This is a genomic window from Idiomarina sp. ST20R2A10 (assembly GCF_051842345.1).
In the GTDB taxonomy this organism is placed as follows: Bacteria; Pseudomonadota; Gammaproteobacteria; order Enterobacterales; family Alteromonadaceae; genus Idiomarina; species Idiomarina loihiensis.
Genome location: NZ_JBNIEY010000004.1, coordinates 103,787 through 116,562 on the forward strand (window position 1 = coordinate 103,787; position 12,776 = coordinate 116,562).

General features: G+C 46.4%; 11 protein-coding genes. 6 read left to right on the forward strand and 5 right to left on the reverse strand.

All coding sequences use genetic code 11. The features are described 5' to 3' along the window. Positions 1-39: 39 nt before the first annotated feature. Positions 40-534, forward strand: coding sequence for a DUF4199 domain-containing protein (locus ACP7H9_RS07905; protein ID WP_011235625.1), 495 nt, complete (start codon positions 40-42; stop codon positions 532-534). Here the strand turns inward: ACP7H9_RS07905 and ACP7H9_RS07910 are convergent. After that, positions 531-1,739, reverse strand: a complete 1,209-nt coding sequence (locus ACP7H9_RS07910; RefSeq protein ID WP_034822723.1) for an alkaline phosphatase family protein — start codon at positions 1,737-1,739, stop codon at positions 531-533. The genes ACP7H9_RS07905 and ACP7H9_RS07910 overlap by 4 nt on opposite strands. Positions 1,740-1,760: 21 nt before the next feature. Further along, positions 1,761-2,099, reverse strand: a complete 339-nt coding sequence (locus tag ACP7H9_RS07915; RefSeq protein ID WP_034822721.1) for a zinc ribbon domain-containing protein YjdM — start codon at positions 2,097-2,099, stop codon at positions 1,761-1,763. Positions 2,100-2,233: 134 nt separating this feature from the next. On the opposite strand from ACP7H9_RS07915, the gene ACP7H9_RS07920 reads away from it, so the two are divergent. Both ACP7H9_RS07920 and ACP7H9_RS07925 read left to right on the forward strand, forming a co-directional pair. Then, a complete protein-coding gene (locus ACP7H9_RS07920; protein ID WP_439222539.1) occupies positions 2,234-3,457 on the forward strand; it encodes an APC family permease in 1,224 nt (407 codons plus the stop codon). A gap of 9 nt (positions 3,458-3,466) precedes the next feature. Next, the gene (locus tag ACP7H9_RS07925; protein ID WP_011235620.1) at positions 3,467-4,414 is read left to right on the forward strand and encodes an ATP-grasp domain-containing protein; all 948 of its coding nucleotides are present in this window, start codon (positions 3,467-3,469) and stop codon (positions 4,412-4,414) included. Positions 4,415-4,478: 64 nt separating this feature from the next. Here ACP7H9_RS07925 and ACP7H9_RS07930 read toward each other — a convergent pair whose 3' ends face one another. Continuing rightward, the gene (locus tag ACP7H9_RS07930; protein ID WP_439222540.1) at positions 4,479-6,614 is read right to left on the reverse strand and encodes a TonB-dependent receptor family protein; all 2,136 of its coding nucleotides are present in this window, start codon (positions 6,612-6,614) and stop codon (positions 4,479-4,481) included. 230 nt (positions 6,615-6,844) lie between these two features. Here ACP7H9_RS07930 and ACP7H9_RS07935 point away from each other — a divergent pair, with 230 nt between their 5' ends. From ACP7H9_RS07935 to ACP7H9_RS07945, 3 genes are all read left to right on the forward strand, one after another. Next, complete coding sequence (locus ACP7H9_RS07935; RefSeq protein WP_439222541.1) at positions 6,845-7,786, forward strand: META domain-containing protein; 942 nt, start codon at positions 6,845-6,847, stop codon at positions 7,784-7,786. Between the two features lie 18 nt (positions 7,787-7,804). Then, on the forward strand, positions 7,805-8,257 hold the full coding sequence (locus ACP7H9_RS07940) for an RrF2 family transcriptional regulator (RefSeq protein WP_439222542.1): 453 nt from the start codon (positions 7,805-7,807) through the stop codon (positions 8,255-8,257). A 94-nt stretch (positions 8,258-8,351) separates the two neighbouring features. Further along, a complete protein-coding gene (locus ACP7H9_RS07945; RefSeq protein WP_439222543.1) occupies positions 8,352-9,626 on the forward strand; it encodes an amidohydrolase family protein in 1,275 nt (424 codons plus the stop codon). A gap of 17 nt (positions 9,627-9,643) precedes the next feature. Here the strand turns inward: ACP7H9_RS07945 and ACP7H9_RS07950 are convergent, their stop codons facing one another. Together ACP7H9_RS07950 and ACP7H9_RS07955 are read right to left on the reverse strand one after the other, a co-directional pair. Continuing rightward, complete coding sequence (locus ACP7H9_RS07950; RefSeq protein WP_439222544.1) at positions 9,644-10,534, reverse strand: MaoC family dehydratase; 891 nt, start codon at positions 10,532-10,534, stop codon at positions 9,644-9,646. A 112-nt stretch (positions 10,535-10,646) separates the two neighbouring features. Next, on the reverse strand, positions 10,647-12,689 hold the full coding sequence (locus ACP7H9_RS07955; protein ID WP_439222545.1) for a BCCT family transporter: 2,043 nt from the start codon (positions 12,687-12,689) through the stop codon (positions 10,647-10,649). Positions 12,690-12,776 lie beyond the last annotated feature (87 nt).

Consider the following 12,776-nt stretch of genomic DNA (forward strand, 5'->3'; position numbering starts at 1 on the left):
CTATTGTTTTTAGGGATCTTTACAAAAGGGTAATCCAGAATGCTTAAAACACGAACAACAGAAATAAAGTGGGGCGTTATTTTTATTATAGTCAGTATGTTGTGGGTATTAATAGCAAGGCTAGTTGGTCTTCATGACAATTACATTGCTTACCATTCAACTTACTCGAACTTCTTTGCACTTATTGCTATCGCCATTTATGTATTAGCACTTAGAGAAAAACGAGAAAAAGATCTTAACGGATCAATGACCTGGAAACAGGGGTTTATCAGTGGTCTGATTATAGCCATTGTGGTGGCGGTTTTAACGCCAATTAGCCAGTGGATAACACACGTTATTATTTCACCTAATTATTTTGAAAATGTTAGTAACTTTGCTGTTAATGAAGGTGGAATGGACGCTGAGCAAGCAGAAGTTTATTTTACTTTAGGTAGCTATATTATTCAGTCAATGCTTTTTGCCCTTGTTGTCGGCACCATCACGGCAGCAATAGTCGCGATATTTATGAAAACACCGCAACTTGACGATAATTAATTCGCTTTTAAGATTGGCCGGAGTACGTCAGCCCGGCCATCAATTTCGGTGAGCAGCTCTAAATTGAGTAATTCTGCCAGCATTGGGTATATATGGATATTCTCAAAACGCTCAATTTGCTGGCCACGATGAAAACCGCTTCCGGCTGCAACAAAAAAGCCGTCCATATCGCGGGTGCCGTAATACCCGTGAGTGCCGCCGTCTGACCACTGACTACGCGGTCGTGTAGCGAAGCTGGTAGGAGCATCCGTTGCTAAAACAATGGCAGGAACCCGTGGGCTATTCACGAAGTGCCGTTGAGCCAACGCTGCTTCCGATTCTGTATAAAAGGGGGCATCAGCCATTTGGTTCAGGCGTTGTCGGAGTGAGTCCACTTGCTTGTCCGAAGTCTCCTCATTTGCGTAAATAAGCAGTCGAGTTTGTGCATTCACAACGTTAAAAAGCTCTTCATCAATATTCAGCTCATTAACATCAATCATATTGTTGGCCTTTATCGGCGCCATGCCGTGGTCAGAAACCAGAACCAGATTAACCGGCGCATCCACTTCCGTTTGCATTCGCTGCCATAACTCGCCAATAAGCTTATCAACGTGCTGAACTGCACCTTTCACTTGTTTAGCGCCCGGGCCAAACCGATGACCCATTGTGTCAACGACAGAAAAATAGCCAGTAACCAGTCTTGGACGCGCTTGCTCCGGTAACTTTAACCATTCAATAATTTGGTCTACTCGTTGGCTATTAGGAACCGGTGTACTGTAATGATAGAAGTAACTGGGCGTCCGGCCATTAATGCGGGCATCAGACTCAGGCCAGAAAAAGGTCGCCGCTTTTACGCCCTGAAATTCGGCAAGGTTCCATAGGGGTAAAGCGGTAATCCAGCTACTGTCCTCTAAGCCGTCGCCCATGCTGTACTTTTGCTGGCGTTCGGTATCGTAAAAATTATTATCCACCAGGCCGTGATTAGTGGGATAACGGCCGGTGATAATAGATAGATGATTTGGGAATGTCTTTGACGGATAAACAGGAATAAGCCCTTTACTGCGCACACCGCTTTTAGCTAATTCTGCAATGTTTTTGGCGTCATGTTTTTCAATATAGTCGTGACGAAAGCCATCAATTGAAATAAGCACCACAGTTTGTTCATTACTTTTCCCGAAAGTAAATGACGAAAAAAGAACAAGGCAGACAGCTAAAAGCGTTCTCATAGTAATTTCCGGTATCCGATTTTAGACCTTTTTAACAAATTCAGATTTCAGTTTCATTGCACCAATACCATCAATTTTACAGTCGATGTCATGGTCACCATCAATTAAACGGATATTCTTAACTTTGGTACCGACTTTAACGACCGATGATGAACCTTTAATTTTAAGATCTTTAATGACAGTGACAGTATCGCCGTCTTCCAGTGGTGCACCGTTGGCATCGCGAAAAGTGGGTGCATCGTCAGTTGTTTCTGGCTCGTTTTCAGACCATTCGTGTCCGCATTCAGGACAAACTAATAAGGTACCATCGTGGTAGGTGAAGCTTGATTTACACTCAGGGCAGGCTGGGAAGTCGCTCATGTCAGATCCTTTTGAGGAGATGAAAGCGTGCGATTATAGCTCTTAAAGTGGTCTTGTCACATCCATTTCATCTTTTACCCTGTAAGATAATAGAGAAGTGACTGAATAACCAACGAAAGAAAAAAGGGCAGCCTATGAGTCAACAACTCGTGCGTTCCACCTCGCTGGCTGGAGCTATAGTTTTAGGGCTGGGTTCCATTTTAGGTACCGGTGCGTTCGTTAGTGTGGGTATTGGTGCGGATATTGCCGGTGGTGCCGTTTTATGGGCCATTCTCATTGCGGCAGTAACGGCTTTATGCAATGGCCTGTCTTCGGCTCAGTTAGCTTCCGCACATTCAGTAAGCGGCGGCACCTATGAATATGGTTATCGGTTTTTGAACCCGGCTTATGGCGTAACGGCGGGTAGCTTGTTCGTAGTAGCAAAAAGTGCGTCAGCGGCAACCGCTGCGCTGGCGGTAGGCTGGTATGTGACGAATGTCACGGCAATACCTGAATATTTAGCACAGTGGATAGCCGCCGCAGTATTGGTGCTATTTACGTTATTAGTACTGGGGGGCGTTAAGCGCACAAACTGGGTTAATGCAGCCATTGTTACGGTGAGCATAGTGGCTCTGCTGGCTTTTATTATTACAGGTCATCAACAAACCGCCGTTGTTGTTGAGCGGGCTTTGGTCGAGTGGTGGCACGTTTTGCAGGCGGCAGCTCTGCTTTTTGTTGCCTACACAGGTTACGGACGTATTGCCACTATGGGGGAAGAGGTACAAAATCCGCGTCAGGTTATTCCGCTGGCCGTTATTTTAACTCTGGCGGTTGTGACGCTTCTGTATTTGGGCGTTGGTAGCGCTCTCTTGCATTTTCCCAGCATAGCGGACTTTCAGGCGGAGCACTTCTCTTTGGCGAGTTTGTTGCCAACTGGACCAATACAATGGTTAGTGGCCGTGGGTGCAGTGGTTGCTATGAGCGGAGTTATTCTCAACTTAATTTTGGGGGTATCGCGGGTGGTTCTGGCCATGGGGCGCAGAGCTGATTTGCCAATGCGCTTTGCTAATTTAAATGACCAACAAACCTCGGCGCCATCGGCAACCTGGTTAACTTGTGTTGTCATGCTGGTGCTGGTCGCAATTGGTGATATAAAGACCGCATGGTCGTTCAGTGCCTTCACGGTTTTAGTGTATTATGGCATCACGAATTTAGCGGCATTGAAGGTCACAAAAAGTGATCGTTTTGTGCCTAAATGGGTATCCATACTAGGTTTAGTCAGTTGTCTTGGACTGGTCGTTTTTGTTCCCTGGCAGGTATTGTTGTCAGGGCTTATTTTTATTGTCGTAGTTCTGCTGATACATCAGCTGAGACGCTAAGAGGTAACCATGCGAGATATTGTTATTCTGCACGAAAATGAAGAGTGGCTGGTGCCACTAAGAGCAGAGTTTGAGAAACGCGGTGTGCAAGCCAAAGAATGGTTCCTGGATACGGGGGTTATACCTTTTTCCGAGCTTCCGGAAGATGCGGTTTACTATAATCGTATGAGTGCCTCCTCGCATACAAGAGGACATCGTTTTGCACCGGAGCTGACTCGCATGGCGTTAACCTGGTTGGAAAACAGTAATAGAACCGTGGTTAATGGTACCCGGGTGCTGGCGCTGGAGGTGTGTAAGCTGTCGCAGTATGCGGCATTACAAAAAGCCGGCCTTAACGTGCCTAAAACACAGGCTGTGGTGGGGAAAGAGCTGCTGACCGAGGCCGCTGAGAAATTTGCCGAGTGGCCATTGATTTTAAAACCTAACCGCGGTGGTAAAGGCTTAGGTGTTATTAAGTTTGATGATGTTGCTGGCTTAAAGAGCTACATAAACAGCGATGATTATGAAGAGCCTTTAGATGGCATTTGGCTGTTACAGGAATATATTCAGCCAAAGCAACCGCATATTACGCGCAGCGAGTTTGTCGGGCAGAAATTTGTTTACGCGGTTAACGTTAATACTGAGCAAGGCTTCGAGTTATGCCCTGCCGATGTTTGCAGTGTGGATGATGCGTTTTGTCCAACCAGCGAAGCGCCTGCTGATGGCAATCAACCCAATAAATTCACTATTACGCAGCGCTTTAATGACCATGAAATTATTTTTGCGCTGGAAGCCTTTTTAAAAGCCAATGATATTGATGTGGCTGGCATTGAGTTTATCGAAGACGCAAAAGGCGAGCTGTACGTTTACGATGTGAACACCAACACTAACTATAATCAAAGTGCAGAACGCGAAGCGGGTGTTAAGAAAACAGGCATGGGCGCGTTAGCGGATTACCTTATTAGCTTAGCGCAATAAGGCGGCCCAGAAAAAATGGCCCCATAAAAATGGGGCCATAACAAATGCAGGGAGGGATTGGCTTTTAGAAAGAGTATTCCACACCGAAAGAAGCGGTTTGAGGTTTGTTCGGACGCGCGCCATGTGGTGAGCGAGCAACGATCTTCTGTTGGTCGAATAGGTTCTCAACTTTGAAATAAACCGCCATGTTGTTGTTCATTTCGTAGCGGCTGACAAAATCGGTCACAAACAATGATTCGGTTTTGTTAAAACGGCTGTTGTCGCGGTTGCAGCCAACAGAGACGCACATTTCGTCAATGTATTTACCGACCACATAGTTTACCCAGCCTTTGTTGTTATCTAGCGCAACGCGAACACTGAACGTATTCTGCGGAATGTCATTCAGTTCATCGCCGTCCATCAAACCTGTCACCGCATTGTCCTGACTGATTTCACCTTTAGTGTAGGTGTAAGCAAAATCAACTGGCATAAGGAACTGACCAAGTTCAAAGGTATTGCTTGCCTGTAACTCCAGACCCGTTACGGTCGATTCACCCAGAACATAAGAGCCCGATTCAGCACCGTTGTCACACGGATTAGCAATTGAACACTGTTGTGTGGTGTCGCTAAAGTCGCTGTAGAAACCAATGGCTTCCGCAAAGAATGAACCTTGGTTAAAACGAACACCGGCTTCGTAGTTATTGCTGGTTTCTGGTTCCTGGAAGTCTTTCGCACCGCCGCCTAAAGGAGAAAATCCTTTATGTGCGCCAGCCAGAACCTGCCAGTTTTCGTTCACGTCATAAGTGAAGGATAAGCCCGGCAACCACTCGTCGCTATCGTTTGAACGCGTGCTGTCCAGTTGCTCGCGGGCTGAATCAGCAAACTGATTACGATAAGACTCTACGTCTTCATAACGCAGCGCAAAGTGTACATTAAGGTCTTCTGTTGCCTGCCACTGATCTGTCAGCCAGAAGCTGATTGCGTCAGCGCCTTCTAAACGGTTATTGCCGCCGGTAGGCATAACTTCGCCCTGGTAGACGAGGCTGCCGTTAACCTGATCATAAATTTCAACCGGCTGAAAACGATCCATCTCGTCGCTGTGGTCACGAACACCTACTTCAAGGTTATGAGTTCCTAAAGCAAACTGAGCATTGGCTTCAATGCCTTTAGATTCATAAGCTCGGTTGTTGTTTTTGTAGTTCAAACCGGCTTCATCCTGAGTGCCTTGCAAAATAGCTAATGCATCGGCGTCACCGTTATTAGCCGCACTGACGTATGCATTACCGCCATCCAGTTTGAACCAGTTGCGAGCATAGTCGTTGTAGTAGCCTAAAATATTAAAAGTAAGATTATCAGTTGCTTCAAAAGCGTAGTTTAAGCTGTAGCCTTTGTGGGAGTTATCCATCTGATCAATTTCAGAAAGGCCATAACGGCGATTTTCATTTTCAGCAAAATCGGTATCAGTCAGGCCAAGATAGGTTTCATTTGAGATTTCTTCGGAGTACTGAACTTTAGCTAATAGACTCTGGCGATCGCCAGTCCACTGCAGTTTTGCAACATAGTCCTCAATATCAAAACCGGCATCGCGACTGCTACGGTCAATTTCTTTAAAGCCGTCGCTGCTGCGTTGCACGGTTTCTAATAAAAAGCCCCATTGACCCTCAGTGCCGCCCACATGAGCGTGAATGTCACGGCTACTGTTTTCGCCAAACTGAGTCAGAACCTGCCCACCAAAGTCTTCTGGAATAGGTGTTGTAACCAGGTTTAAAACGCCGCCGGTTGTTTGCGGGCCGTAACGTAATAAAGGTGCACCTTTTAATACTTCAACTGACGACATACGGAAGGTCGTCGGGAAGTAGTAGGCGGCCGGGTTTGAATAAGGTGCCGGAGCCATCATGACACCGTCTTCCAGCAGCGTGACCTTGCTGACACGCCCTGCTGTTGCAGCACGAATACCGATATTCGGACGTAGGCCTTCGCCATCTTCTTCACGGACATAAACACCCGGGATGGTTTTCATTAACTGGTTGATGTCGCTCGGAACTTCAATGCGCATCTGTTCTTCGTCAATGACGGCGCTGGAGCCGGCTACATTGCGGGCGTCTGTTTTACTGCCAATAATTTTGATTTGCTCGATATCGGTATCGCCGTTGGCGTTATTGGCCATAGCGGGAGTTGCAAGAGCGGCCAATATGGTGCTGGCTAAGATCGTTTTCTTCATAACGGACTCGGTTCACCTTTGTTAAAAAGTTATTTTAGATTAATTAAATTCGAGGGGATGATAATTAAAATAAGAATGATTCGCAATAATAGATTCCGTTGTTTTTTGATCTAGCTCTTGATTCTGGCGCTGCTTCCACAGATTTGAAAAAGACTTGGAAGAATTAATGCAATTACCAGCGCGATCTATAGAATTCTAACTTAACGGTTAAAAATATAAGGATGGCAAGTATGCCCGCGATACATATGAAAGGAAGTGTCTCTATTCTCGTTGTAATGCTGCTGTCAGGTTGCGCCCTGTTAACTCCGAAAGAGCAAGTGCCGACATATTACCAGTGTGGTGCCAGCGAGCTCAGTGTACTGCAAAAAGAAGACGGTGTGCTGTTAAGTTACGGGTCACAACAGGAAGAGTTACCTCAGGCTGTGAGTGGCTCCGGGGCTCGCTACTCAAATGATAAAGAGCCATTAACTCAAGTCTGGAATAAAGGTAACGAAGCCGATATTATCTGGCGGGGTCAGGAAATGCCGCTTTGCATCGAGCAGGGAACTTTACCCAAACATTTTACGGCAAGAGGTAATGAGCCTTTTTGGCAAGTGGCGGTAAACCCACAGCATATGGCACTGACCACTCCTGAGAGCGAAGCAATTATTGATTTAGTCGCCGCGGAGGTTGTTTCTGAGCAACCTTATGAATGGCGTATTGAGTCGACGACCGATAAACATCTTATTGTTATTAACAGGCTATGTCGCGATTCGATGAGCGGACGTTTATATCCATATCAAGTCGACTTACAAGAATCTGACCGCATGTATTCTGGCTGCGGCGGCGATAGCGAATGGTTACTTCAGGGGGCTACCTGGGAGCTCTCTGAATTTGAAGGCCATGCCATTCATTCTAAACCGCCGACAATTCAGTTTTTGAAAGACAGCCAGCTTGCCGGTTTTAATGGTTGTAATCGTTATTTTGGGAACTACAACATGGGTGGAGAACTCGCTCAAATTCGTATTACAGGAAGCACAAAAATGGCGTGCAGTGGCGAGGCTAACGAACTCTCGCAAGAGTTCAGCAGTGTTCTGGAGCGAGTTTATCAAGTGAATATTGATGATAAAGGGCGCTTGATATTGAGCACTCGTGGGGGCCGTCAAATGACATTTAAGCAACAGAGCGAATAACGGCAAAAGGGCGCCACCATGCAATTAAAAAAGTACACAGATTACGGTCTGCGAGTTCTTATGTATCTGGCTGCAAAAGAGGATACGAAGCGCGCCACTATTGATGAGTTGAGCGGCATATTCAATGTTCCCCGCAATCACTTAAATAAGGTCGTTCATCAATTAGGCAAAGAAGGTCTAATTGAAACACGTCGAGGCAAAAATGGTGGCTTCCTGCTGGCTATTGAACCGGCTGATATACGGCTGGATAAAGTCATACGCAGACTGGAGGGTGATGAGTACTGGGTCGACTGCCATAAACCCGAGTGCGCTATTTTTCCTGTTTGCGAGCTGAAAAATGTGATTAACCAGGGCAAAGAGACCTTCTATGACTTTCTGTCCAACTATACGCTTGCTTCATTGGTGAGTAACGACGCACAAATTCGAGAGTTTTGGGGTACCCCTATTCCGGTAACTATCGACAAAGACTGACTTTTTGTCTCAATGTTAGCCACTGTCGTTGCAATTGGTTAGAGTTCGGAGTATCAAAGAAGAACAATAACTAAAATGAAGATGAGGGAAAACTATGCTGAAAAAGATAGCCATCGGATTGACTGTTGCCTTAGCCGGTCATTCTGCTCAAGCCGGTGAATGGCTGCATTGCGGAAACGTTTTTGATAGTGAAAGTGCTCGGCTGGCCGGCGAACGCTATATTGAAGTCACTGATAACAAAATTACGGCGGTAAAAGTGAACAGTCCTGGTGACGATGCTTCGGTTACTGACTTAAGTTCTCATACCTGTTTACCCGGCCTCATTGACTTGCACGTGCATCTTGACGGTCAGTCAGGGCCAAACTCATATATAAAGCAGTTTACCGAAAATCCGGCTGATCTTGCTTTAACTGCTCAGCATTACGGGATGAAGACTCTGAACGCGGGCTTTACTACAGTAAGAAATCCGGGCGACTCTCATAATGTGACTATTGCTCTACGTGATGCAGTGAATGCAGGTGTGGTTGACGGTCCCCGAATCTACTCTGCGGGCAAGTCACTGGCAACAACCGGCGGCCATGCTGACCCGACTAATAGTTGGAAAGAGGAATTGATGGGGCGGCCTACGCCTAAAGATGGCGTAATCAACAGTGCCGCAGGTGCCCGTGAAGCGGTACGACAGCATTATAAAGATGGTGCGGACTTCATCAAAATTACCGCGACCGGCGGTGTTTTAAGTATGGCCAGCAGCGGTGATAATCCGCAGTTTACCGAAGATGAGTTAAAAGCTCTGGTGGATATTGCCAACGATTATAACTTTCACGTTGCAGCCCATGCTCACGGCAAAGCCGGTATGTTACGTGCTGTAAAAGCGGGTATCACCTCGGTGGAACATGGCACTTACATGGATGACGAAGTGATTGCCGCTATGAAAGAACATGGTACTTATTTGGTTCCGACAATTCTGGCCGGTAAGTTTGTTGCGGAGAAAGCTGAAATTGACGGCTATTTTCCGGATGTGGTCAGACCCAAAGCCCGTGCCATAGGTCCTAAAATTCAGGACACTTTTGCTAAAGCGTACAAGGCTGGAGTGAATTTCGCTTTTGGCACCGACAGTGGAGTTTCGGCGCATGGCGATAACGCGCTTGAATTCCAGTACATGGTAGAGGCCGGCGTATCAGAAGCTGAGGCAATTCAGTCAGCGACTAAAACGGCAGCGAAAATACTGAAGAATGACAATATTGGGCATCTTGAAGAAGGTAAATTGGCCGATATTGTTGCTGTAAAAGGAAACCCGCTGGAGGACATCACGGTATTACAAAATGTGAGTTTCGTGATGAAAGACGGCAAGGTTTATAAGCACCAGTAATGCACCACCCGGAAGGGTTAGTCGAAACGAACTGACCCTTCCAGTTTCAATGAACTGTGATCCGCACTGCGCACTTCGTATTTGGTTTTATCACCTTGCTCTGACGCCCATAGCTGCACCCGTGCAGGTAAAATAACCGGGCGCTTAAAGGTAACGTCGATATAAGTTACGGCTTTTTGCTGACGCTGCTCAAGCTCAGCCTGAGCTCTTGCCATCATATACATGCCATGAATAATTGGTTTTTCAAAGCCAAACCAGCGTGAGACCAGCGGATGCAGGTGAATTGGGTTAAAGTCGCCGGAAATGCGTGCATAGCGTCGGCCCATACCACTGCCTAATTGCCAGTGACTGAGATTTTCCCAGCCGGCTTCCGGCTCAAATGCTTTTATTGGAGGCGTCGATTTCTTCGTTGACCCGGTGTTTTGTCCGCTCATAACCTGATAAACGCTGGAGCATGTTGCTACTTTCTCATTATTTTGCCAGAACTCAACCACAAATTGAGGCCGCAGTCGGCGCGGAGAAACATCAGGACCACGTTTGGGTACTTTCACTTTGGATACTAATTGAAAAGGCACTTGTGCAGAAATAACCTGGTGGCGTTCAATTTTATTACTGACATGAACCAGACCAGGCGCAGGCCAGGGAAAGCTGTCATCGAGCATTTGCGATAAATGAGCTCTTTGCGCAATGCAGTACAGCATGGCCAGAGGAACATCACTGACAAAACCACCAAACGACTGTTGATAACGGCTCAGATGCTTAGCTGTTGGCGCAGGAATAGAATACTCTTTGAGCAAAGTTTCAGACTCTGCTGCTGACTCATCGCTGCGTTGTAACGTTAACAGAGAACGCAGTAACATGCTGGGCATCGGGCTTAGCTTTTGCGGGCTTGTATCAACACGTTCCATAGTGATAGTTAAACTCCATACTGACAATATGGCTATTCTCGCACATGTCTCCTGCTATCAACAGTCCGACCACTAAAAAGCCGCTCCGGAGAGCGGCTTCTTTACGTTCCTTTTACTTTTGTGATTCAAGGTCTTCATTCAGGTCTTCGTCATGCTTTTCAAGGTCCCACGGGAGAACTCCGGGACTGTTATGACGGAAGTGCAGATAGTTCTCAAACTGATTAATCACATCGTTGATGATATCAGTCTGCTCATAACCATATAGATTATAAGACTGCCCACCTTGTCTGAGGAATACTTCAGCTCGATAATAAACTTCTCTGCCTTCATCGTTAGTTAAAGCATACTCTGGCAGCAGGTAGTCTTTTAAGCGAATTTCGTAAGCAAATTCTAAGTCGCCTTTTCGCTCAACGCTGAGAATAATGCGGTTATGCTCTTCGTCAGCTCGGAATTCTGCCGGCCAGTCCTGATCTTTTAACTCGTCCCGCACCTTTTTCATGCTTTCGGTAGCTGGTCCGTTGATAAACTTAAGTACTGACTCTTTATTCGGAAAGTCTACCAGCCCAGCCAGACGTTTTTTCCAATAGTCGGCTCCCTCGTTGACTCCGCGACGATGAGAATGGCGGTGACTCTGAAGACTTTTAGACTGATGACCTTCAATTATGAGCGCACGCCACATACCCGCCGCCGATATTAAGATAATGATCGCAAAGGGTAACGCGCTGGTAATAGCTGCGGTTTGCAGAGCTCCTAACCCACCCGCTACGAGCAATACGGATGCAACAATACCTTCAGTGCTCGCCCAGAAAACACGCTGCCAGACAGGCGTTTCCATCATGCCGCCAGAGGACAATGAATCAATAACCAATGAGCCAGAATCCGATGACGTTACAAAGAAGGTGATGATTAACAGTACTGTCAGGAAGCTCAGGACACTGGTCATAGGCAGATTTTCGTAGAGCTTAAACAGCGCTACTGCCTGGTTATCCTGAACTTCTGAAATTAAGGTTGTGTAACCCTCGTTCATGATCATATTCAACGCTGTGTCACCGAATACGGCAAACCAGAAGAAAGTGAATATGGTTGGTACCAGCATAACGCCAAAAACAAACTGGCGGATGGTGCGGCCGCGGCTGATTTTGGCAATAAACAGCCCGACAAAAGGTGCCCAGGCAATGGTCCAGCCGAAGATAAATAATGTCCAGTTACCAATCCAGTCACTGCGCTCATAGGCCTGTAAATTGAAGGTGCGCTCTACAATGCCACTTATGTAAGCGCCGGTATTTTGCAAGAAGGTTTCCAGAATATGGATAGTCGGCCCAACCGCGAAAACAAACAGAACCAGGAATAGGACTAAAGCTATATTGATCAAAGATAATCGTTTAATTCCTTTATCCATGCCTGCAACTACTGAAGCAATTGCGGCCAAGGTAATAATGCCAATAGCGATAACCTGAACCGTGGTTCCGACCGGAATGTCTTCCCACAAATAGTTGAGACCGGCATTAATTTGAATAACCGAAAGCCCTAACGTGGTGGCAATGCCGAACATGGTGCCGAGAATGGCGAAGGTATCAATAGTATGCCCAATGGGGCCATTAATTTTATCACCGATGAGTGGGTACAAGGTTGAGCGCATGGTGAGCGGTAAGCCGTGGCGAAATGAAAAATAGGCCAGAACCAAACCGACCAGGCCGTAAATTGCCCAAATGTGAAAGCCCCAGTGAAAATAAGCGATTTGCATCGCCTGTTTAGCTGAGCCGACGGTTTCAGCCGCACCAGCCGGGGGCTCGGCATAATGTAGTATGGGCTCAGAGACACCAAAAAAGAGTAAGGCTATGCCATAACCTGCTGAAAAGAGCATCGCAAACCAAGAGGTGAAACTGTATTCGGGTTCGCAATGATCGGGGCCGAGTTTAATTTTCCCCCAGCTTGAAACACCCACGCCAATAATGAACATGAGGAAAAGTGCGACGGCTAACATGTAGAACCAACCGAAATTTTCGGTAATACCAGCAAGAGTCCAGCTAAACAGCTCGCCGGCTTTTTCCGGGGCACTTAAAGTGCCTACAACCAGTAAAGCTATAACGATAACCGCAGGAAGAAAGACAGGCAGTAAAATCGCTGAATGCCACTTTCGCTTCTCGGCTGACATAAAAGCTCCTGTTTTTATTATGATTTATTTATATATAGACTACTTAAAAAGATTTGTAATGGGTCACTTTGCATTTATTTGCTGTCT

Bases quoted from the DNA above. Each gene is read 5' to 3' on its own strand.
- ACP7H9_RS07950 (WP_439222544.1), bottom strand. From the start codon at position 10,534: ATGGAACGTGTTGATACAAGCCCGCAAAAGCTAAGCCCGATGCCCAGC.
- ACP7H9_RS07940 (WP_439222542.1), top strand. From the start codon at position 7,805: ATGCAATTAAAAAAGTACACAGATTACGGTCTGCGAGTTCTTATGTAT.
- ACP7H9_RS07945 (WP_439222543.1), top strand. From the start codon at position 8,352: ATGCTGAAAAAGATAGCCATCGGATTGACTGTTGCCTTAGCCGGTCAT.
- ACP7H9_RS07935 (WP_439222541.1), top strand. From the start codon at position 6,845: ATGCCCGCGATACATATGAAAGGAAGTGTCTCTATTCTCGTTGTAATG.
- ACP7H9_RS07905 (WP_011235625.1), top strand. From the start codon at position 40: ATGCTTAAAACACGAACAACAGAAATAAAGTGGGGCGTTATTTTTATT.
- ACP7H9_RS07930 (WP_439222540.1), bottom strand. From the start codon at position 6,614: ATGAAGAAAACGATCTTAGCCAGCACCATATTGGCCGCTCTTGCAACT.
- ACP7H9_RS07920 (WP_439222539.1), top strand. From the start codon at position 2,234: ATGAGTCAACAACTCGTGCGTTCCACCTCGCTGGCTGGAGCTATAGTT.
- ACP7H9_RS07955 (WP_439222545.1), bottom strand. From the start codon at position 12,689: ATGTCAGCCGAGAAGCGAAAGTGGCATTCAGCGATTTTACTGCCTGTC.
- ACP7H9_RS07910 (WP_034822723.1), bottom strand. From the start codon at position 1,739: ATGAGAACGCTTTTAGCTGTCTGCCTTGTTCTTTTTTCGTCATTTACT.
- ACP7H9_RS07925 (WP_011235620.1), top strand. From the start codon at position 3,467: ATGCGAGATATTGTTATTCTGCACGAAAATGAAGAGTGGCTGGTGCCA.
- ACP7H9_RS07915 (WP_034822721.1), bottom strand. From the start codon at position 2,099: ATGAGCGACTTCCCAGCCTGCCCTGAGTGTAAATCAAGCTTCACCTAC.